We start from the raw sequence: 21037 nt of genomic DNA, 5'->3' as shown, positions 1-21037 counted from the left end.
CGGAAAAAGTTGCAATTGCAATTATAAAAGGATACAGTCACTTTTACCATGATTGCAATTGCAACTATAGCAATTGCAATTGTATGTGGGCGTATTAGCTACGATAGAAAGAAAATATTTGGAGAAATTATGTCCTCACCTGCAATAAAAAATGATCTAGATCCATTGGAAACTGCCGAGTGGATAGAAGCTTTTAATGATGTGACTGTACTGGATGGCCGTGAGCGAGCACATTTTTTGCTCGAAAAAATGACCGAGGCAGATCAACTGGTTTATGGCGATTATCATACCGTAGTGACTACGCCTTACGTTAATTCAATACCTGTAGATAAACAGCCTAATTACCCCGGAAATCTAATCACAGAAGAGCGTATTAATGCGTATATTCGCTGGAATGCAATGGCGATGGTACTAAGAGCAGGCAAACATTCAGGCGTTGGTGGTCATATTGCCACCTATCAATCTGCGGCAGTACTTTATGATGTCGGATTTAATCATTTTTTCCGTGGGCGAACAGATTCATATGCGGGGGATATGGTTTACATTCAAGGTCATTCTGCTCCAGGTATCTATGGTCGCGCTTACCTTGAAGGGCGTTTAGATAATGAGCAATTAGATAATTTTCGCCGTGAATCATTTCGTCGCGGTATCTCATCTTATCCACATCCACGTTTAATGCCAGATTTTTGGCAATATCCTACCGTTTCAATGGGGCTTGGCCCACTTACAGCAGCCTATCAAGCGCGTTATATGCGCTATCTTGAGCTACGCCAATTAAAACCAAATCAAAATCGTAAAGTATGGGCATTTCTTGGTGATGGTGAAATGGATCAACCTGAATCATTAGCTGCTATTTCATTAGGCGGCCGAGAAAAATTGGATAATTTAATTTTTGTTGTTAATTGTAATCTACAACGCTTAGATGGTCCTGTAAGAGGTAATAGCAAAGTCATTCAGGAGCTTGAAAGTACATTTAGAGCGGCGGGTTGGAATGTTATTAAAGTCATATGGGGAAGTGGTTGGGATAAACTACTGGAAAAAGATACTTCAGGATTATTAAAAGTTCGCATGATGGAATGTGTTGATGGTGATTATCAGACATTCAAATCACAAAATGGTGCGTATGTACGTGAACACTTTTTTGGTAAATATCCGGAATTACTCACATTAGTTTCTGATATGACTGATGATGAAATTTGGGCATTGCATCGTGGTGGTCATGATCCTAAAAAAGTCTATGCTGCTTATCATCAGGCGATGAATACCAAAGGTAAGCCGATAGTTATTTTAGCTAAGACGGTCAAAGGCTATGGAATGGGAGAGGCGGGTGAAGGGCAAAATATTAATCATCAATTAAAAAAATGAGTAATGACGCAGTTAAAGCATTTCGTGACCGCTTCAATTTACCTGTAACAGATGAGCAACTCGAAGAAATACCTTATATAAAACCACCATTAGACAGTGCAGAAGCATTGTATATGACTGCCGCCAGATCAAAACTAGGCGGGTATATTCCAGCGCGTTTTGGGCAAACGCAAGCACTAGACATTCCGCCACTGACACAGTTTGCAAATATTTTGAAAGGTAGTGGTGAACGTACTCAATCAACGACGACCGCTTTTGTCAATATCCTCAATGTATTATTAAAAGATAAAAACCTTGGCGAATTAATTGTGCCTATTGTACCTGATGAATCAAGAACCTTTGGGATGGAAGGATTGTTTAGACAAATAGGGATCCATTCATGGATAGGGCAGCTGTATACTCCGCAAGATGCAGGCCAATTAAGTTATTACAAAGAAGCTAAAGATGGGCAGATCCTTCAATAAGGAATTAATGAATCAGGCGCTATATCAACATGGATTGCAGCAGGTACTTCATATAGCAATCATGATGTGCCAACAATTCCGTTTTATATTTTCTACTCCATGTTTGGTTTACAGCGTGTTGGTGACTTAGCGTGGGCAGCAGCCGACGCAAGGACAAAAGGCTTCTTGCTGGGTGCGACCTCTGGGCGAACAACTTTAATGGGAGAAGGTTTACAACATGATGATGGGCACAGCCATGTATTATCATCAGTGATCCCTAGTTGTGTTTCATACGATCCATCTTATGCCTATGAACTCGCTGTTATTATTCGTAATGGCATGTATCGCATGTACACATTGCAAGAAGATATCTATTATTACATCACCTTATTAAATGAAAATTATCAACAACCTGCGATGCCTGAAGGCGTTGAAAATGGTATTTTACGAGGGGCCTATTTGCTGAAATCCACAGCGCAGTCTACGGATAGTGAAAAGCGTGTACAGCTGATATCCAGTGGATCAATAATGAATGAAACCTTAGCGGCCGCAGATATATTGCTGGCGGACTTTGCTATTGAGAGCAATATTTGGAGTGCAACGAGCTTAACCGAATTAAGACGTGATGGCATGGCAACGGAACGTTGGAATATGCTTCACCCAGAAGAGGAGCCGAGAAAAAGCTATATTGAGCAATTGATGGCACCACACTCAGGACCTGTCGTCGTTGCAACAGACTATATGAAAATAGTCGGTGACCAAATAAGGCCATATTTGCCTGAACGTAAGTTTATTTCATTAGGTACAGATGGTTTTGGACGTTCAGATACTCGTGAAGCTTTGCGTGAATTATTTGAAGTTGATCGTCATTTCATTGTTATTGCGGCACTGAAGCTATTAGCCGATGATAATATCATTCCAAGAACTGAAGTTCAGCGGGCGATTCAATTGTATGGTATTGTTCCTGAAAAAGTGGCTCCCGCAGAGGTAAACTAATTTGATAGCAGATAACCCACGATTGGTGGGTTATCTTTTTCGTATAAAGACAAAAAAACTTTTGATTTTTAACGTAAATATCATAATTATTATTTAATAAAGCGATTTGTTTTTTAGGTTTTACACTAATGTGTGGTTAGCCATTCAAATACTTCTGAATAAGTTCCCCGAAAAGCTATTCTTTCCTGTTTTTTATCTAATTGATAATTGTACATAGGATCATAGTATTCGTTTAACAAGGGACATAACCAAGTAAAGTGGGCTTCTGTGGAGCCTGTTTTTTTCTGCTCAATTAAGGCTATGTCTAATAAGGCTGTTAGCTCTAACGCACGTTGAGAACCTAAGCGACGGCGTATCGCAGATAAGCCATGATGCAAATATTCACTATAGGCTAACCAGCCTTGTTCCTCACCATAACAGCGTAAAAAATCGCGGGTCATACTATCAAAATACTCGTGTTTTAACCGCTGTAACCGCTGCTCGAAAGGATCACTAACAACAACTAATGAAGCTGTAGCCATTTTATGACGTAATGGTTCTGGTAAACTGTTTGCTCCGATCGCTTTGCTTTCGTCTTCGAATACCCAACGTGCAGTATGTGAAGATTTTTTCAGTAATTGAACGCCCAAATAGTTTTCAAATGTTGCTTGCGGAAATTGAGGCTGTAAAGTTCGACCAAACGATGAGCCTCTATGATGTGCAATACCTTCAAGATCAATACCATCAGGTAATTCACGTACTAATATCGTTTTACCATTACCCGTACATCCACCAACTAAAACAGTAGGCCGCTGTAATAACTCTTTGGTCGATTCAATGATCGTTTGTCTTATTGCTTTATAGCCTCCATTCACGAGTGGATAATCGATACCCGTTTCATGAAGCCATTGTTGAACAATGTGTGAACGCATTCCACCACGAGCACAGCAAATATAGCCTTGAGGGTTTTTAATACATGCATCGCGCCAAGCGGCTATACGCCTATCACGAATTTCACCGCTCACTAATTGATGACCAAGTTCAACGGCTTTCTGAGATCCTTGTTGCTTATAACATGTGCCTACCGCTGAACGTTCTTCATCACTCATTAATGGTAAATTATAAGCTGCGGGCATTGAACCTTGATTAAATTCAATCGGTGCTCGAACATCAATTAGCGGAGTATCTGTGGCTAATATCTCTCGGATATTTTGTTGTGAATGTATTAATTCCATAAATAAAACTATAGTTAATCAAAATTAAACCAGAGGTCACTATACGCCTGTATGGCGATTATGGCACGTAATGATCCGTATTTTGTATTGCAATTAAATGCTTACACTGCGCCTTTATCGCTAAAATACAACATGTAATGGCGGTTTTGTTTGAAGCATCGAATACTTCGCCCGTTAAATAGGTTTTTTTCGCAGCCATAATCAGTTGCTGATGTAAAGGTTCTGAAATTCTCTCAATTAACCAATCGGCAGCTACCGATTTGGACTCAATTTCACCAGTAGTGAGCGTATACATAATGCGCGCTAAAGCAAGAATGATATTACATTCGTCATTCTCCCAATCAGCAGGGGGGTTCCATTGGTTTAACGTCGATATAAAGGCTTGAGCGAGATCTTCACGAGGAATGGCTGGAAAATTTATCGTTGCTTCATCACCAAATAGAACAATATTATGTCGCCGAATTTTAGTGATTAAAATCGCAATATCTGGGTCAATTTGAGGTGCTTCATAAATCCCCGCGTTAATATCATCACGCAGCCATTCGCCAAATTGCAATTCACGTTTAGGCGGATAATGCCAGTGCTTGATGGTGTCATTGAGTAATATGGTAATCTCTAATGCTCTATATTGTGGATCCGCACCGGGCCAGGCCGAAATGTTCAGAAATTGCGTCATTAAATTTTTACGCTGTTGTTCTGAAAGAGGGGCATTTACAGTCACCAATAAATCGATATCACTTAATGGTTTTAATCCTCCAAGTAGAGCTGAGCCATATAAATGAATACTGTTAAGCTGTTTTCCAATGTTTTGTTGAATGATTTCACAAGCTGCTTTCACTTGCTCACGAATATCATTATCAATATTTTCAAAAATCACATTTCACCCATGTATTTGTTTTTAATATAATATACTGAAAAATATATAAGATATATCCAATCTTTCTATAAAACACACTTGCATTAGACTGGTCGGTCTATTATGGTATCCACATGAACAGAAAAACTGAACATGACACCCGTGAACACCTTTTAACCACTGGCGAACGCCTTTGCCTCCACCTTGGTTTTACTGGGATGGGGCTAAGTGAATTGTTAAAAACCGCTGAAGTACCTAAAGGGTCATTCTACCATTATTTTCGCTCAAAAGAGGCATTCGGCGTTGCTATGCTTGAACGCTATTATGCAGGTTATTTGCAAGACTTATCTGACCACTTTGAGCATGGGAAAGGGAACTATCGGGAACGTTTTCTGACTTATTATGGAAATGTTTTAAACAATACTTGTTTGCTAGAACATGTAAAGGGTTGCCTAACCGTTAAATTGTCAGCTGAAGTCTGCGATTTATCAGAAGACATGAATGCAGCGATGAATAATGGGGTTAGCCAAGTAATCGCATTGTTAGCTCAGGCCTTAGAAAATGGCCGAGAAGAAAAGTCGCTTTCTTTTCAGGGAGATCCATTTTCAACCGCACAAGTATTTTATTCATTATGGCTTGGAGCAAATTTACAAGCCAAAATTTTACGTAGTGATGCGCCGGTAAAAAGCGCCATTTCACATATCGAAAAATTAATCACAGCGCCTGAAAGTGAATAGGCGTTTTTATTTTCCTAGTTACTAGTCGACCGGTCTAATTTTCGGAGGTTAAATGTTACAAGAAAAACTATTTACACCCATTAAGATAGGTACATTCACTGCGCCCAATCGTATATTTATGGCTCCACTGACTCGATTACGTAGTATTGAACCTGGTGATATCCCAACTCCGTTGATGGCCGAATATTATCAGCAAAGAGCAACTGCTGGATTAATTATCACTGAGGCAACACAAATTTCAGCGCAAGCTAAAGGCTATGCAGGGGCTCCGGGAATTTATAGTACCGAACAAATCACAGCATGGAAAAAAATCACTTCAGATGTTCATAAAGCAGGAGGGCATATTGCTGTACAGTTATGGCATACAGGACGTATCTCACATACCAGTGTACAACCTAACGGGCAAGTGCCTGTCGCACCTTCAGCAATTAATTCAGGTACACGAACCTCATTGCGTGATGAGAATGGTAATATTACCCGTGTTGATACATCGACACCACGTGCTTTAGAACTATCTGAAATTCCGGGTATTGTTAATGATTTCCGTAAAGCTGTAGCTAATGCAAATGAAGCGGGCTTTGATATGATTGAATTACATGCAGCACACGGATATTTGCTACATCAATTTTTATCACCATCAGCAAACCATAGAACAGATCAGTATGGTGGAAGTAGAGAAAACCGTGCACGTTTTCTTTTAGAGGTGGTGGATGCAGTTTGTGATGAATTGGGTTCAGAACGTATCGGTATCCGTATTTCCCCAATTGGCTCTTTTCAAAATACCGATAATGGACCAAATGAAGTAGAAGATGCGCTCTATTTAATTGAAGAACTTGAGAAACGTAAGATAGCCTACATCCACATGTCTGAACCTGATTGGGCTGGAGGGCAACCTTACACAGAGGATTTTCGTCAAAAAGTTCGTGAACGTTTCAGTGGAGTGATTATTGGCGCGGGAGCTTACACCACAGAAAAAGCAGCCTCATTGATAGGAAAAGGCTTAATTGATGCAGTTGCATTTGGCCGCGATTTTATTGCGAATCCAGATTTAGTTGCTAGGCTTCAGCAGAACGCTGAGCTTAATCCACAGCGCCCTGAAAGTTTCTACGGTGGAGGCGCAGAAGGTTATACTGACTATCCATTTCTTTTATAACAATTCGTTATTGATAAAATAATATATTAAATAAAAAAATCCGATATTAATTCAATATCGGATTTTTTATTATTCAAACATTTTTGAGCATTTGGTTAAGAACATTCAACAATCTTTCTCTGAGCATTTTTGATACGATGGGTTAATGTGAATATTAATACAAACGCTAATGATGCGACCAGTAACATACTTACCATCAAGATATAACCATTAAAATTATCCATGATATAGCCGCCAACTAAGCTACCAATAGTAATTAAAATTAAAAACATGAATGTGATAAGTGCGGAACCTTTTTCAACTAATTCAGGAACATGAACGTGCATCCACATATTAATTGTCGCGGGTATCATACCTGCCGCCACTCCCCATAAAAACACAATCATTGCACTATTGAACCAACTAAAATGCCAAATAGATAAAGCTAAAAATGTGACTGATAATAAAAATGCACTAATTGCAAAATTGTAACGCACATTATATTTACCAACATAGCCTGCTAGTACATTACCCAGAAAACTAGCAATACCAAAAACCAGTAATAATGCAGAGATCTGCTCATCTAAAAAACTAATCGTTTCTTTAAAGAAAACAGTAAAATAGTTATATGCGGCAAAATGAGCTAAAAATATTAATGAAAATATAATTAAACCTTTACGAGCAATAGGATGAGAAGGAAGTAATAATAATTCTTTCCATTGCATTGTCGATGATGGTTTTAATGAAGGTAGAGATAGATATTGCATAACAAAAGCTATCACACCAAGGATCACTAAAATAAAGTAGGGGGCTCTCCAGCCATATAAATTACCTAGCCAAGAACCTAACGGTACTCCAAACACAGTAACGAATGTGACAGCAGAAAAGAATATAGTTACAGAAGTCGTAACGGGCATATTTTTAGGAGCTAAACGTAAGACTAACCCAGCTGCGACTCCCCAAAATCCCCCCAAAGCAATACCTAGAATGAATCGTCCTAATAAAACAAGATAATAATTGGTTGCTAATGCTGTAATGGCATTAGCAACTATCATTAATACCACTAGAAATAGTAGGACTTGTCGTCTATCGAGTGTTTTGGCATAGATAGGCACTAGTAATGCAGATGCCATACCTGCGATAGATGTAACAGTCACGGTTAGGCCAGCGGTGCCTACAGAAATCTGAAAGTCATATGCGATATTATTGATGACACTTATGGCCAAAAATTCACCTGTCACAATAATAAAGCAAGCAAAAGTTGCAGATATTAGCGAAAGCCAGTTACCATTGTGTGTAGAAAGGTTAGGTATTGCCATGTGTTTACCTTATTAAGTTATTGTTGCTAGTTAATATATAATTCTATAGCGGTCACTATAGAATTGAGCTATTCTTAATGGAAACATGATGGCTGTCAATTTATTTTATAGTGATCACTATAAAATAAAACAGTGATATGAAATTAATTGTTGGAAAACAAGTATATGACTCAGACAAAACGCGGACGTCCAAAAGGCTTTGATCAGCAAGAAGCTTTAGCTAAGGCGATGTTACTGTTTTGGGAAAATGGTTATGTTGCCACCTCAATTAGTGATTTGACTAAATCACTAGGCATCACTGCGCCTAGTTTATATTGTGCTTTCGGTGATAAAGCTGCCTTATTTAATCAATGTATTGATTATTATTTAACCCATGAGGCATGTCCCATCCTTGCTATCATGAAGCAAGCGAAGACAGCTAAAGTTGCGATTGAATTGTTAATGTATGATACAGCAAAAAGATTGGCGCAACCTGATAAACCCGCAGGTTGTATGCTTATCACTGCCACGATGAATGGTGCAAAACAAATCGAAGAAGTATCACAGAACGTACATGAAAAAAGACAAAATTATCAAGAAATTTTGCTGAAAAGATTGGAGCAGGGCATTGAAGAAGGCGATATTGCTCCAAATGCACCAATTCATGCAATTACTGATTTTTATATTACAGTGATTAACGGATTAACAATACAAGCCTGTGATGGCGCGGATATTGATAAGCTTAATCAAGTGATCCTAAATGCGATCAAAGCATGGTCAATTTTTGATGTTGATATTAACTAGCAATATTAAGGAAATAAAATTAATACTATGATTGAACCTAAAATTTGTCTACTCGGAGTAGCTGATGTACAAGATTTTCGTAACATTCGCTTGTCAGCGTTGAAGAAATCTCCAGAGATGTTTGGTTCAATTTATGATTGTGAGGAAAAACAACCAATTCAATCTGTTGCAAAACGGTTGGATAGTTTTACAGCATTCGGTGCATACATAGACGAAAAGATTGTCGGTTTGTGTGTCTTTAAACAAGATGATGGCATTAAAGATGCTCACAAAGCTTATTTATCGAGCGTTTTTGTTGAGCCTGAATTTCGAGGGTTAGGTATAGCGGAAAAGCTATTACAGTCAGTGAAAAATTATGCTCTTAAGCATGTTGAGCAAATCATGCTCAGCGTAGTAGATGGAAATACCGCTGCTATCAACCTCTATGAAAAACATGGTTTCAAAATCTACGGTGTGGAACCTCGTGCGCTGAAAGAGGGCACGGAATATCGAGACGAAATATTGATGGCGTTAATCCTTCGCTAAGGCTTTTTGTATAAACCTAATACTGCAAAATTTGGGATCTACATTACACAGAAGTAAAAGCATCGTTAATTTGCCTTTAGTAATTAGTGCAAGCCATTATTGACTATGCAATCCTAACCAATTGATTATATTGTTATTTTCATTTTTGGTATAAATCGTCCAGGGATTGACTCTGAAGGTGTATTGTACATCGTTATTGCGCCCATTTTTTTATAAAAATTTTCAGCATTAGGATCTGCATCAAGTACTAGCTCTTTTATGTTCATCTTTCGTGCATGTTCCACAGCTCGTTCATACAAGGTTTTGCCAATCCCTTGGCCAATAAAAGAGGGGGCGACAAATAGCTTTTCTAGTTCTCCTTGTCCTGCGTTATCATTCAATTTGAGTTGAACAAAACCACAATATTTTTCATTATTTTTTGCGACCAAAATTAAAGAGTTAACAAAATCGGCTTCTTTCAATGTGAGTTCATCACGGCACATCTCAATAAAGTCAGAACTGTATCCCCAGTATTGTTTAGATTCCAGAGCGATTGTTGTAAGTTCTTTTGCTTCAGAGGCATTAGCTATATCAATACTAATCGACATATTATTAAGTCCTTGTTGGGGATCCGCGCAGAATTGAATAATTTATTCTAAAGATTATCTCAATGCCTGAAGCGCAACAACAAATACAATAAGAAAGAAAAGGTCACAATGAGCATGTGGTGAAGATTGAAATCACATCACAAGATATTTGATAGAGGTTTGGTTGAGAATAAGTTGCTCGGTCAGTATCTGTTTTTTATCTATGCGTAAATGCTGTATCGAGTATCCCATTAAAATTCTCAGATTGGGCTAGAAGTGAAGTTATTAAATTCTCAACACGTATCTGAGTCAATAGGGCTTTGAAGCGGTAAATCCTTGAAAGGATCCATCTTATGAAGTTATTGGTGATTACATTCAATTTAACATAATATGCATTATGCGAACCTAAGTATGAAATGAAGAAATCCAGCGTTCTGGCTGGTTAATCGTGTTGGTTCTTTTTGGCTTTAAAGCTAGAGCCTAACCATAAACTGGATGTGTTTTAATTAAAATCGTGGGTTCTATCTGCACTGAAACTTCAGGAAGCCCGCTATTTTCTTCACGCTTAATCATCATTACATCTTTATTTAATTGAATTTTTTCAACATATCTAATATGTAGTACTAAATTCGTAATATTGTCTACTTTCATTTCTAACGTTACGAATCCCTCAAATGCTGTAAAATAAAAAAGTAATGACACATTATTTTTATGATACTCATATCCAAATGTCATATTATCTGATACATCTTTCAAAAAAGGCTCTGTTTCAAAAAAACATAAAAAATCCACTTCATCTGGCAGTTCTGTGATACCCATTACGATGCTCCCTTTTTTATGAATCTAGAGCCGAACATTCTAGCTGGTTAATTGGTGTTGGTTCGTTTATCACTAGAATGACTTTTTGTCTCTGGGTCATCAAGCTACTGAACCGCTTTGGTATTGCGAAAAGCAAAATGTTCCCATTTAATAACGTCGGTGAATCATTTGCGCCAGTGTTGGTTGATTGAACGCGAAAATGTGACTAATTGACCATATAAAAACGGCTATCCTATTAATTAGTGACCCTGTCACATAAATACAATTATAAAATGCCCCGTCATAGATGCCATGTGCGGTTAGATTTGCTCAGAACTAAAATTGCTCCCTATTCTACTACTTGCCGCTGAAAATGACTCATTGACAAAGATCCTGAGTACATAGGTTAAATTAATCCATGATAGGTTGTCCTAGTTTTAATTCGGATCGCATACTTAATTAATGAGGTAAGGTCACGCCATGTTTTTATCGGAATTTCATTATTTTTATCTATATTCAATGTGTTAAATCATTATATTTATTACAAGGATAAGTGTTTTTATCGTCAGCAGTGATTGCCTTAAGGATAGAATTAATGCTATCTAAAAAATAAAAAGCTGCTTTTTCAGTATCAACTTCTACTCCATCGCCATTTTTATACATTTCACCTAATAGATAAGATGCCGTTGGGTCACCTAGATAAGATGCCTTGACATATAACTCTTTGGCTTTATCAAGATCTTTGGCTCTCATGTGACCATTTTGATACATAAACCCCAAAGAGGTTATGGCATTTGGCAGTTCTTTCTTAGAAGATCTTTCAAATAGTTCAAAGGCATATATCCAGTTCATATCAACGCCGACGCCATCGTAATACATTAAACCAAGGACGTATTGAGATTTAGTGCAACCTTGAGATGCAGATTTTCTGGTCCATTCAAATGCTTCCTCTGGATTATTTTCATCAATGCTAAATATCCCAGCCAGATCAAATTGAGCATCAGGATCACCTTTCAATGCATTTTTACAAATATTCAAGTTGGATGTTCCTTCCCAAGCAGATTTATGTTTCTTAAATAAATCATCACACAAATCTGCTCGGGAACTAAAAGCCATAACAAGGCTGAACAATAATATTTTTTTCATGCCAAAGTTTATCCAATATAAATAGGGATATATAATACCATAAAATAAATATAACCATACGGTCACTTTACGATTATTATTTTGCATGACGTATTTAAAAACAAATCAATGCATTAAATGAGATAATTATAATTTTTATCAGTTTTTATTTTCTTTTTTACTTCGCAAGATCATTCCCATAACAAAGTAAAGTAAAAATGAAAATAAAAACAAGTTATCATGATGAAGACCTATATTATTCAGTAAATTAACAGTGAAATAGGATAAAACAGCAGATGCAATTAATAAGAGAATAATAATAAAGTCATCGAAAATCATTTTTATGATATCAAAAATAAAATTCATTTATTAATTCCTTTTAATGTATTGTTTAAAACTCTCTAATAAAGACTTACATAAGTGAATTGAAAATCTTAAAAAGAAAAAACACTCTAATTATGAATTATTTCTTTATATTAAACTTGTTACAAATAGTACTTTTAACATAAAATACCCCCAAAAATGATAGTAAAAATAAAATTAAGGCAGCTCCGGCACTCTCATAACCAAAATCTAAAAGAAAAAAATATATTGACATTGATATGAAAACTGAAATCAGTATATTTATCCATATAAATATTTCCAAAAATATCAAACTTAGCATTGCACCCAAGAAGTCATTCATAGCATTAACTTTTACCATAATATTTTAAAAAAAATCTAGAACATAATAGTGTAAATCTCACTGATGTAACATACAATAAATACTTTCTATTAATTAATATGCCCTTCCATATTTGAATACTTAACATGCCTAGTAGCATCCACTAAACATCGTGATAATTAGTTAAGTTTTTTTGCTTCTTCAATATAGAAGTCGATTAAGCGTTCATTACCTACTGATTGCCCTATGTGGTCAGAGCCCATAAATGTCAGAAAAAATTCGATCGGGCCATACGTTTTTTGTGACGTAAAATTCCTTACCAGTACAATTGCTATTTTTCTCATCCAATCGGGTAAGTGTGTGATTTTGATTTCACGACCAAGGGCTTGACCGGCTAAATGACTAATTTGATTAAGGCTGAGTATTTCTGGTCCTCCTACGGCAACATCGCTTTGTTTTTGTTCTATCAAACTTACAATAAAAGTAGCAAGATCACCACCGGAGATAGGATTAATTTTTACGTTACCATTACCGAAAAGGTAAATCCGTCCAGATGCAGCCATATTGAGAAAGTCCCCCATGTCACTGAAGTAACCGTTAGGACGGACAATCGTTGAATTAATCGATGAACGTTTAAGTTCATCAGCAAATCGCTCTTTGGCTTGAAAAATTTTAAGTTGTCGGTTTTTGTCACCGTCTATTGCGGAGATATAGATGAATTTCTTAACGCCTGAGCCTTCCGCTTCGTGTAATAAATTAGCATTACCTTGGTAATCTACATCCATATACGTTAAGCCGTCTTTCTGACGAGTGATACCGACAGCACTGATCACGACATCTATTCCATCCGCTATACAGTGTAAGGTTTCTGGCTTGGTAATCTGACCAACAAAAATTTCATCCGCAGCTGAAACCTGAATTTGCTGCTTGGCTGATCTGACCAATGCCCTTACCCAATATCCTTTCTGTTTCAATTCCGAAACAAGATGACGACCTAAATAACCTGTAGCCCCTGCGACCAATACTTTTTGCACACTATATCCTATGGTTAACCGTTTGTTCTAAGCCAATTTACGGCTTATATTTTAAAAGAAAAAGCTAAGCAGCTAATGGCGCTCGCTCGGCATAATGGGCTGTAATGTTTAACGGAAGTAACACCTATCAATGCTATTCATGCTTTGCAAATAACCTAAATCGTTGGAAGCAAATGCCATCATATACAAGAGTACCATCTGGTTGAAAGCCATAACGAGATACTGCTTTAGCTGCTCTGGATAGTGGTAATAAGATGGTTATGCTCTCCAGATTCATTTCATCAAATGCTCGGCGGATAATTTCTTTATAAATAGTTTTCCCCATTCCCCAATATTTAGGGTGAAGCACAAGCGCTAAGTCTGCATCTTCACCTTCTTTTTGAAGCCCTCCCCAGCCTATAAATATCCCATCAATTACAAAGGCCCAAGGGCCATAACCGTGAATATCCCATTGAGAGTCTTTATCTTTCGCCCAAGCTTGGCTTTTTTCAATGTCGAAATTAGGGCTACCTAGTGGCATATGTCTGAGAACCTCAGGGTGGTTATTTAATTCTGCGATATCACTCGGCGCTATATCAATCAGTCTTTTAAACTCTAATTGCATCTCTTTCCTTATTACGAAATTCTACCTAGTATGTTAATGATATTTTATAAGCAGTTACTTGCCTACCTTATAAAGGTCATATTTAGGTTTATTCTGTTATCTAGATATTATCATATGAAATATGATGCGTTGTAATCCGCTAATTTTCACATTTTTATGAGGTTAAATATGCCGACTGTAGCAAAATTGGTGAAAGGTGTTGCATTATTTTCAGCATTTATTTCGTTGCAATCTGTTGCTAATGAGATCCAATCAATAAATAAAGCATTAAAACTAAATCAAGCAACGATATTTTTGCGGGGTGCGGAACTTAATAATAGCGCTGAGTTAGTGCTGCCTGCTGGCCAAAGCCAAATAACGCTAACAAATGTAGCTCAAAATGTAGACAAACAAAGTCTTTCTATGAGTTTTGCAACTGATGATATTGTCATTCGTTCAGTCAATCTACAACATGTTCCGACAAAACCATCGTATACTGCTGATATTACAGCACTAATACAGAAAATTAATGAAATAAAAAATCAAATCGCAGATATCAATATCAACGTAAAAGTTAATGATGAACAACTTGCATTACTTAAAGATCAGCGTTTTTTTGGTGAATCTACAGCATTATCTTTAGAACAAATCTCATCAAAACTCGACTTTATTCGTAAACAAATGGCATCAATTCTCAGTGAGCAACGTGTACATGAACAAAACATACAAAAATTAACTGAGGAAATGGAGCTATTACAAACTCAGTTAGAAAGTAAAATGCCAGCCAATGCAGATTCTCAAACCGAAATTGTACTGACCGTTGATACACCTAAAAGTATTACAACAAATATGCACGTTTCTTATATGACTCCTGATGCTGGCTGGTCACCATCGTATGATATAAGAGCAAAAGCGATTGATAAGCCATTATTATTAACCTATAAAGCAGATGTTATTCAAAATACAGGTATTAATTGGGAGCAAGTTAAATTATCGCTTTCATCAACTAACCCTACTCGTAATATTATTCCCCCGGCTTTATCACCTTGGTATTTATCTGTTTATGATGAACAAATGGCAGATATATCCGGTGGAAGAATGATGATGGAAATGGCGCCATCAGCCCCTGCTCCAATCGCTAGAATGAGTGCTAAAAAGGTTAATTCAGGTATTGCAGATTATGTGGTTACGGACACGAATGGTTTAAATCTTAGTTATAATATTGAATTACCTTATAGCTTAAATAGCACACCACGCTCCCAATCTATCACGATCAAACAACAAGATGTTGATGCTAAGTACTGATGAATCCCCTAATGATTTTGGTAAAAATCATTAAGTTAAGGTGGATACACATCTTGTCATATGATCAAATGGTTTCGCGAAAAATCAATAATCAGACAACAAGATGTGCGAACTCGATATTTTACACGACTCTCTTTACCAATTCTGCCCCGAATTACACTTAAAACGACTCAACAGCTTAACGTTGGCTTGCCACGCATTACTTGACTGTAAAACTCTCACTCTTACCGAACTTGGCCGTAACCTGCCAACCAAAGCGAGAACAAAACATAACATCAAACGAATCGACCGATTGTTAGGTAATCGTCACCTCCACAAAGAGCGACTCGCTGTATACCGTTGGCATGCTAGCTTTATCTGTTCGGGCAATACGATGCCCATTGTACTTGTTGACTGGTCTGATATTCGTGAGCAAAAACGACTTATGGTATTGCGAGCTTCAGTCGCACTACACGGTCGTTCTGTTACTCTTTATGAGAAAGCGTTCCCGCTTTCAGAGCAATGTTCAAAGAAAGCTCATGACCAATTTCTAGCCGACCTTGCGAGCATTCTACCGAGTAACACCACACCGCTCATTGTCAGTGATGCTGGCTTTAAAGTGCCATGGTATAAATCCGTTGAGAAGCTGGGTTGGTACTGGTTAAGTCGAGTAAGAGGAAAAGTACAATATGCAGACCTAGGAGCGGAAAACTGGAAACCTATCAGCAGCTTACATGATATGTCATCTAGTCACTCAAAGACTTTAGGCTATAAGAGGCTGACTAAAAGCAATCCAATCTCATGCCAAATTCTATTGTATAAATCTCGCTCTAAAGGCCGAAAAAATCAGCGCTCGACACGGACTCATTGTCACCACCCGTCACCTAAAATCTACTCAGCGTCGGCAAAGGAGCCATGGATTCTAGCAACTAACTTACCTGTTGAAATTCGAACACCCAAACAACTTGTTAATATCTATTCGAAGCGAATGCAGATTGAAGAAACCTTCCGAGACTTGAAAAGTCCTGCCTACGGACTAGGCCTACGCCATAGCCGAACGAGCAGCTCAGAGCGTTTTGATATCATGCTGCTAATCGCCCTGATGCTTCAACTAACATGTTGGCTTGCGGGCGTTCATGCTCAGAAACAAGGTTGGGACAAGCACTTCCAGGCTAACACAGTCAGAAATCGAAACGTACTCTCAACAGTTCGCTTAGGCATGGAAGTTTTGCGGCATTCTGGCTACACAATAACAAGGGAAGACTTACTCGTGGCTGCAACCCTGCTTACTCAAAATCTATTCAAACATGGTTACGCTTTGGGGAAATTATGAGGGGATCTCTCAGTGCTAAGTATCGCTACACAGCAACGCCAAAACTATCAGAAGAGGTTTATCTACAGGCTGAAGTTGATAATTGGCAAAATCTTAATTTGCTTAATGGCCCTGCAAATATCTATTTAATGAATAATTATATTGGTAGTTACCAAGTGATGACGGATCAACTGACTAAAACATTAGACGTACCTTTTGGGGTAGATAAAAATATCCAAATAAGCCGAGCAAGTAATGAGCTATTACGCAAAAAACCGACATTTATCGGCTCAATGATTGAACAAAAAGAAAGCTATATTATCAAAGTTAAGAATAATCGTAATAATGATATAAATCTTGTGGTCTATGACCAGTTACCAGTTAGCCAAGATAGTGAGATTAAAATTACCGATATGGAATATGAAAACGGTAACTTGGATAAAACTAACGGTAAAATTAACTGGGATCTCTTGCTGAAACCTAATCAACAAACTGAAATTCCTCTTAATTACACCTTTAAATATCCAAAAGAAAAGCATATTGTCGGGTTATGATCTGCAATTTGTAGAACGGTGCCGCTAGCGCTAGAATGACGTAATACTAATCGATAATAATTTGACAGGGGTAATGATGATTATTTTAGTAACAGGCGCAACATCAGGTTTTGGCGAATCAATAGCTCGTCGTTTTATACAAAATGGTGCGACCGTTATCGGCACGGGTCGGCGTTCTGAGCGCTTAGCTGCATTGCAAAAAGAATTAGGTGATAATTTTTATCCTTTAACTCTTGATGTGAGAGATAGACAAGCTATACAAACTGCGATCGCTGAGCTACCTGCTGATTTAAAAAACATTGATGTCCTTGTCAATAATGCAGGCTTAGCACTAGGTATAGAGCCTGCATTCAATGCTAATCCTGATGATTGGGCAACTATGATTGATACGAATACTAAAGGCCTAGTCAATATGACCTATGAAGTTCTGCAAACGATGGTTGCGAACAATCATGGGCACATTATCAACATAGGTTCAACAGCTGCAAATTGGCCATATAAAGGTGGAAATGTTTATGGCGCAACAAAAGCATTTGTTAGACAATTCTCTTTAGGTTTACGGGCTGATCTGCAAGGTAAAAAAATACGAGTCACCGATATTGAGCCAGGCTTAGTGGGGGGAACTGAGTTTTCAAATGTCCGCCTTAAAGGTGATGATGATAAAGCCGCAAGTATTTATAAAGGTGCTGATGCATTAACACCGGATGATATTGCAGAAACTGTCTATTGGGTGGCCAACTTACCGGCTCGTATGAACGTAAATACACTTGAATTGATGCCTGTCTGTCAGACATTTGCTGGTTTGACGATCCATAAAGAAGGCTAATTTTTCGTACTTTTCTAAGGTATTTAAGTCAACTTTTATGGTTACATTGTTAGAATGGAACTAAAGTAAGGAACTAAAATGAACTCATCATCAAAGTTTATTAAACATGGTTTAGCAGCATTACTTCTCTGTTTACCTTTAATGGGCGCTCAAGCTGCGAGTGTCAACTGTACTGCTGGAAGTACGTGTGTAACTTCGGGTAATGTTGATAGTGTTTTGACAAAAGAACAAGCTCGTCAAGAAAAAGAGCAATGGGATCAAACTCGTCAATTGCGTACAAAAGTTAACTCTCGTACCGAAAAAGAGTTCGATAAAATTGATGCTGCGTTTGATGCTAAAGATGCATGTGAAAAAAGCCTTAATTTAAATGCTTATTGGGAACCCAGTACTCAACGTTGTCTTGATGTCAATACTGGACGCCCTCTTGCTCGCCCATAACTCATTAATCAATTAAGGAGTTATTATGAAAATGAGATTGGTACTACCTGCATTAGTCGTTTTACTCGCGCCTGTATTCGCTCAGGCATCATGTGAAAGTGTGATTGAAGAAATTAAACAAAAAATTATTAATAATGGCGTGCCTGCTGATAATTTCAGTTTAGTTGCCGTCCCAAATGATGAAGCGGAACAGTCTCAAGGCCAAGTTGTTGGCCACTGTCAAAACGAAACGTATAAAATTATTTATACGCGTCATTGATAGCCAAAAGGGCACTAATTTCAGTGCCCTTGTCAATTTCGTTCGTCTTACTAAGCGTATTCACACATAAACTCTTTCAGTTTATTTTGATTCAAATACTGACAGAGCTCTTTTTCTTCTGGCCTTAACAAATAAGGGATTTCTCCAAGTAATGGGGCTTGTATATGTTGCTGTAGACGATTAATAATTTGTGCATAGTGGCCTAGCCCTGGGTTGATTCGATTGGCAATCCAGCCAACAAGCGGTAAACCATCAGCACGTATCGCATCAGCTGTTAATAAAGTATGATTAACACAACCATGTTGAATGCCAACAACGAGTATCACGCCAACTTTTTGGTCTTTTAGCCAATCCGTATAAAATGTATTGTCATCTAATAGATAACGCCAACCACCATTTCCTTCAATAACAACAGTATCACATTGGCTATTTAAATTGTCTAAACCTTGTTTTACCTTATTGAAGTCAATGAGGTTTTCTTGATTATAGTTATCTTTAATTTTAATGGGATTTACATCATCATAGGATACTAATTGTTGTGATGCGCCATGTATTAGCAATGCATCTTTATTCCGCATTCCTTCTGGAGTATCAATACATTTATCTGCGATAGGCTTATAACCTACCGCTTTAATTCCTTGACTATTAAGTGCCTGCAATATCGCTAATGTGGATACTGTCTTCCCGACATCTGTATCTGTCCCGGTAACAAATAGATTCATCATGGTTATTTTCTATCCTGAAGTGACAGACGACTGCATAATTCGCAGTGAAAAATGATATGGGATCAGTTTATGGGAAGAGAGAACTCTGAAGTTTGCGTTAGCTCAATTTTCTAGTTAATAACAATAATTTTATTAATAGTTATTAACCTTGTAGTAACTGAAGTAATAAAGAACCATCATAGAGCGCTTGTAAAATTAATGCTGTTTCACTGTCTTTCTTGGTAATTATAGAATTTTCTATCTGTAATTCATTACAATATAGGGGAATGGATTGAGAAATACAGTATTGGCGTAAAAGAGAATTGAATTGATCTGAAATATTATTTAAAGGTGAATTGATTAAAATTAATTCGGTACCAAAGATATTGATTAATTGAGAAAGCTGGTTAGCAAGTATTTTAGCGACATACTTCAATACATATAAGCAATGGGGATCTTGATTTTCAACACCGTGACAAAAGTGATTAAATGAAATATCACGACTAGTCAGATTAGATAATGAGAGTTGTTCTTGTGACTGATTGAGTTTTGCTAAAATGGCGGGAATTGAGATGACACTTTCAAGGCACCCTGTCCTACCGCAATAACAGTTTTCATTGTGCCCCTCAATTTTCACATGACCAAAATGTATTGCACGGCGAGTACTACTATCTAATGCAACACCATTATTGATGATGGCAGCACTAACAATCTCATCAATTTGTAAGTAGATAATATTTTTGGCTGTTCGTTTAGTATGCAATGAAAAATAATCTGTTAACGCTAATGCATTGACGTAAGGCTGTATATAAGTTGGCAATCCTGTTTTTTCAGTTAAAAAATTCCCAAGCGATAGATTTTCAATATCATAGCTCGCTAATTTATAAATGACCCCAGAGAACGGTTCAATTAAACCATCGAGAAGAATGCTAATTGCGGTCACACGTTCTAATTGCTGTGCATAGGTTGAAAAAAAATCACTAATTAATGTTGCAATGGTGCTTGAAAATTCATCATTACCTTTTACATTAAAAGGATAATCTTGCTCAATAATGGTTTGTGTATTGATCTGTTTAAGTGAAAGACTGATTGAGTTATGTTCAATACGTATTGATAAAAATTGCCACCCTTCGCTCTCTATCACTAAGCCAATTGCTGGGCGCCCTCGTAAACCGAGTACAGGGAACTCAATCTCTTTCACTAAATGTGCATCAATTAATTCACGAGTAATTTTAGTGATACTGGCTGGTGCCAGTTGTGACTGCTTTGATAGGGCAATTCGGGAAATTGGTCCATATTGATCAATGACTCGGTAAACAATACCAGTATTTAATTGCTTTATTTGATCAATATGACCCGTTTGGTTTTCCATAATAAGCTGTTAGATCCCATTGTATAGCAGTAGATTGACTCATTAATCATCATCGTCCTTCAAGTTGCCTTGTTTTTAAGCGCCTAGCGACGTGCTTATCTGTCGCCTAGTTACAACTTGTAATTATTTAGAGTATACATCAAGTTAT

20 protein-coding genes and 1 pseudogene are annotated in these 21037 nt (G+C 37.4%); 11 read left to right on the top strand and 10 right to left on the bottom strand.

All coding sequences use genetic code 11. The features are described from left to right. Positions 1 to 129: 129 nt before the first annotated feature. Positions 130 to 2804, top strand: a pseudogene (gene aceE / locus M1E96_RS09980) (pyruvate dehydrogenase (acetyl-transferring), homodimeric type). Between the two features lie 125 nt (positions 2805 to 2929). Here aceE and mnmH read toward each other — a convergent pair. Both mnmH and M1E96_RS09970 read right to left on the bottom strand, forming a co-directional pair. After that, entirely contained in the window at positions 2930 to 4018 is a 1089-nt protein-coding gene (gene mnmH, locus M1E96_RS09975) for a tRNA 2-selenouridine(34) synthase MnmH (protein WP_272579861.1), read from the bottom strand. A gap of 58 nt (positions 4019 to 4076) precedes the next feature. Next, entirely contained in the window at positions 4077 to 4895 is an 819-nt protein-coding gene (locus tag M1E96_RS09970; RefSeq protein ID WP_369426978.1) for an aminoglycoside adenylyltransferase family protein, read from the bottom strand. Between the two features lie 113 nt (positions 4896 to 5008). Between M1E96_RS09970 and M1E96_RS09965 the strand changes: the two genes are divergently transcribed. Further along, positions 5009 to 5611, top strand: coding sequence for a TetR/AcrR family transcriptional regulator (locus tag M1E96_RS09965; RefSeq protein WP_070928027.1), 603 nt, complete (start codon positions 5009 to 5011; stop codon positions 5609 to 5611). Between the two features lie 52 nt (positions 5612 to 5663). Then, a complete protein-coding gene (locus M1E96_RS09960; protein ID WP_369426977.1) occupies positions 5664 to 6764 on the top strand; it encodes an alkene reductase in 1101 nt (366 codons plus the stop codon). A 95-nt stretch (positions 6765 to 6859) separates the two neighbouring features. Here the strand turns inward: M1E96_RS09960 and M1E96_RS09955 are convergent, their stop codons facing one another. Further along, positions 6860 to 8062 (bottom strand): MFS transporter, encoded by a 1203-nt coding sequence (locus M1E96_RS09955; protein WP_272579864.1) that lies wholly within the window; start codon positions 8060 to 8062, stop codon positions 6860 to 6862. Between the two features lie 165 nt (positions 8063 to 8227). Here M1E96_RS09955 and M1E96_RS09950 point away from each other — a divergent pair, with 165 nt between their 5' ends. Together M1E96_RS09950 and M1E96_RS09945 are read left to right on the top strand one after the other, a co-directional pair. Then, positions 8228 to 8845 carry a TetR/AcrR family transcriptional regulator gene (locus M1E96_RS09950; protein WP_070928033.1) on the top strand — a complete coding sequence of 206 codons (618 nt, stop codon included), beginning with the start codon at positions 8228 to 8230 and terminating at the stop codon, positions 8843 to 8845. Positions 8846 to 8872: 27 nt separating this feature from the next. Further along, on the top strand, positions 8873 to 9370 hold the full coding sequence (locus M1E96_RS09945; protein ID WP_369426976.1) for an N-acetyltransferase family protein: 498 nt from the start codon (positions 8873 to 8875) through the stop codon (positions 9368 to 9370). A gap of 125 nt (positions 9371 to 9495) precedes the next feature. Here the strand turns inward: M1E96_RS09945 and M1E96_RS09940 are convergent, their stop codons facing one another. The 5 genes from M1E96_RS09940 to M1E96_RS09920 all read right to left on the bottom strand — a co-directional run bounded on the left by M1E96_RS09940 (position 9496) and on the right by M1E96_RS09920 (position 14161). Continuing rightward, positions 9496 to 9957, bottom strand: a complete 462-nt coding sequence (locus M1E96_RS09940) for a GNAT family N-acetyltransferase (protein ID WP_272579867.1) — start codon at positions 9955 to 9957, stop codon at positions 9496 to 9498. Between the two features lie 459 nt (positions 9958 to 10416). Continuing rightward, entirely contained in the window at positions 10417 to 10755 is a 339-nt protein-coding gene (locus M1E96_RS09935; RefSeq protein WP_337979351.1) for a hypothetical protein, read from the bottom strand. Between the two features lie 495 nt (positions 10756 to 11250). Beyond that, a complete protein-coding gene (locus M1E96_RS09930; RefSeq protein ID WP_319066109.1) occupies positions 11251 to 11880 on the bottom strand; it encodes a tetratricopeptide repeat protein in 630 nt (209 codons plus the stop codon). A gap of 822 nt (positions 11881 to 12702) precedes the next feature. Then, a complete protein-coding gene (locus M1E96_RS09925) occupies positions 12703 to 13557 on the bottom strand; it encodes an SDR family oxidoreductase (protein ID WP_272579870.1) in 855 nt (284 codons plus the stop codon). A gap of 133 nt (positions 13558 to 13690) precedes the next feature. Beyond that, positions 13691 to 14161, bottom strand: a complete 471-nt coding sequence (locus M1E96_RS09920) for a GNAT family N-acetyltransferase (protein ID WP_272579871.1) — start codon at positions 14159 to 14161, stop codon at positions 13691 to 13693. Positions 14162 to 14329: 168 nt separating this feature from the next. On the opposite strand from M1E96_RS09920, the gene M1E96_RS09915 reads away from it, so the two are divergent. The 6 genes from M1E96_RS09915 (at position 14330) to M1E96_RS09890 (ending at position 18813) form a co-directional block, all read left to right on the top strand. Then, complete coding sequence (locus M1E96_RS09915; RefSeq protein WP_369426975.1) at positions 14330 to 15445, top strand: mucoidy inhibitor MuiA family protein; 1116 nt, start codon at positions 14330 to 14332, stop codon at positions 15443 to 15445. A gap of 103 nt (positions 15446 to 15548) precedes the next feature. Further along, positions 15549 to 16757, top strand: a complete 1209-nt coding sequence (locus tag M1E96_RS09910; protein ID WP_369426974.1) for an IS4-like element ISVsa5 family transposase — start codon at positions 15549 to 15551, stop codon at positions 16755 to 16757. Next, positions 16754 to 17290: a DUF4139 domain-containing protein gene (locus M1E96_RS09905; RefSeq protein ID WP_369426973.1), complete on the top strand. Its 537-nt coding sequence runs from the start codon at positions 16754 to 16756 to the stop codon at positions 17288 to 17290. The genes M1E96_RS09910 and M1E96_RS09905 overlap by 4 nt, the downstream gene beginning before the upstream one ends. 76 nt (positions 17291 to 17366) lie before the next feature. Continuing rightward, positions 17367 to 18116: a bifunctional NADP-dependent 3-hydroxy acid dehydrogenase/3-hydroxypropionate dehydrogenase YdfG gene (ydfG, locus tag M1E96_RS09900; RefSeq protein WP_070928051.1), complete on the top strand. Its 750-nt coding sequence runs from the start codon at positions 17367 to 17369 to the stop codon at positions 18114 to 18116. Positions 18117 to 18194: 78 nt separating this feature from the next. After that, positions 18195 to 18554, top strand: coding sequence for a DUF1283 family protein (locus M1E96_RS09895; RefSeq protein WP_070928053.1), 360 nt, complete (start codon positions 18195 to 18197; stop codon positions 18552 to 18554). A gap of 25 nt (positions 18555 to 18579) precedes the next feature. After that, positions 18580 to 18813, top strand: a complete 234-nt coding sequence (locus M1E96_RS09890; RefSeq protein ID WP_070928056.1) for a DUF1161 domain-containing protein — start codon at positions 18580 to 18582, stop codon at positions 18811 to 18813. Between the two features lie 50 nt (positions 18814 to 18863). Here the strand turns inward: M1E96_RS09890 and bioD are convergent, their stop codons facing one another. Further along, a complete protein-coding gene (bioD, locus tag M1E96_RS09885; protein WP_140179588.1) occupies positions 18864 to 19538 on the bottom strand; it encodes a dethiobiotin synthase in 675 nt (224 codons plus the stop codon). 142 nt (positions 19539 to 19680) lie between these two features. Continuing rightward, positions 19681 to 20889 (bottom strand): ROK family protein, encoded by a 1209-nt coding sequence (locus tag M1E96_RS09880; RefSeq protein WP_272579873.1) that lies wholly within the window; start codon positions 20887 to 20889, stop codon positions 19681 to 19683. Positions 20890 to 21037: the final 148 nt, after the last annotated feature.

The sequence above is a fragment of the Providencia sp. PROV236 genome (assembly GCF_033676985.1).
Classification (GTDB): Bacteria; Pseudomonadota; Gammaproteobacteria; order Enterobacterales; family Enterobacteriaceae; genus Providencia; species Providencia manganoxydans.
Note: the sequence above shows the minus strand (reverse complement) of the source record. Positions and strands in the feature narration are given on the sequence as shown.

Excerpts from the sequence above, each read along its gene's own strand:
- mnmH (WP_272579861.1), bottom strand. The coding sequence starts at position 4,018 with ATGGAATTAATACATTCACAACAAAATATCCGAGAGATATTAGCCACA.
- M1E96_RS09965 (WP_070928027.1), top strand. The coding sequence starts at position 5,009 with ATGAACAGAAAAACTGAACATGACACCCGTGAACACCTTTTAACCACT.
- M1E96_RS09960 (WP_369426977.1), top strand. The coding sequence starts at position 5,664 with ATGTTACAAGAAAAACTATTTACACCCATTAAGATAGGTACATTCACT.
- M1E96_RS09955 (WP_272579864.1), bottom strand. The coding sequence starts at position 8,062 with ATGGCAATACCTAACCTTTCTACACACAATGGTAACTGGCTTTCGCTA.
- M1E96_RS09950 (WP_070928033.1), top strand. The coding sequence starts at position 8,228 with ATGACTCAGACAAAACGCGGACGTCCAAAAGGCTTTGATCAGCAAGAA.
- M1E96_RS09945 (WP_369426976.1), top strand. The coding sequence starts at position 8,873 with ATGATTGAACCTAAAATTTGTCTACTCGGAGTAGCTGATGTACAAGAT.
- M1E96_RS09940 (WP_272579867.1), bottom strand. The coding sequence starts at position 9,957 with ATGTCGATTAGTATTGATATAGCTAATGCCTCTGAAGCAAAAGAACTT.
- M1E96_RS09935 (WP_337979351.1), bottom strand. The coding sequence starts at position 10,755 with ATGGGTATCACAGAACTGCCAGATGAAGTGGATTTTTTATGTTTTTTT.
- M1E96_RS09930 (WP_319066109.1), bottom strand. The coding sequence starts at position 11,880 with ATGAAAAAAATATTATTGTTCAGCCTTGTTATGGCTTTTAGTTCCCGA.
- M1E96_RS09920 (WP_272579871.1), bottom strand. The coding sequence starts at position 14,161 with ATGCAATTAGAGTTTAAAAGACTGATTGATATAGCGCCGAGTGATATC.
- M1E96_RS09915 (WP_369426975.1), top strand. The coding sequence starts at position 14,330 with ATGCCGACTGTAGCAAAATTGGTGAAAGGTGTTGCATTATTTTCAGCA.
- M1E96_RS09910 (WP_369426974.1), top strand. The coding sequence starts at position 15,549 with ATGTGCGAACTCGATATTTTACACGACTCTCTTTACCAATTCTGCCCC.
- M1E96_RS09905 (WP_369426973.1), top strand. The coding sequence starts at position 16,754 with ATGAGGGGATCTCTCAGTGCTAAGTATCGCTACACAGCAACGCCAAAA.
- ydfG (WP_070928051.1), top strand. The coding sequence starts at position 17,367 with ATGATTATTTTAGTAACAGGCGCAACATCAGGTTTTGGCGAATCAATA.
- M1E96_RS09895 (WP_070928053.1), top strand. The coding sequence starts at position 18,195 with ATGAACTCATCATCAAAGTTTATTAAACATGGTTTAGCAGCATTACTT.
- M1E96_RS09890 (WP_070928056.1), top strand. The coding sequence starts at position 18,580 with ATGAAAATGAGATTGGTACTACCTGCATTAGTCGTTTTACTCGCGCCT.
- bioD (WP_140179588.1), bottom strand. The coding sequence starts at position 19,538 with ATGATGAATCTATTTGTTACCGGGACAGATACAGATGTCGGGAAGACA.
- M1E96_RS09880 (WP_272579873.1), bottom strand. The coding sequence starts at position 20,889 with ATGGAAAACCAAACGGGTCATATTGATCAAATAAAGCAATTAAATACT.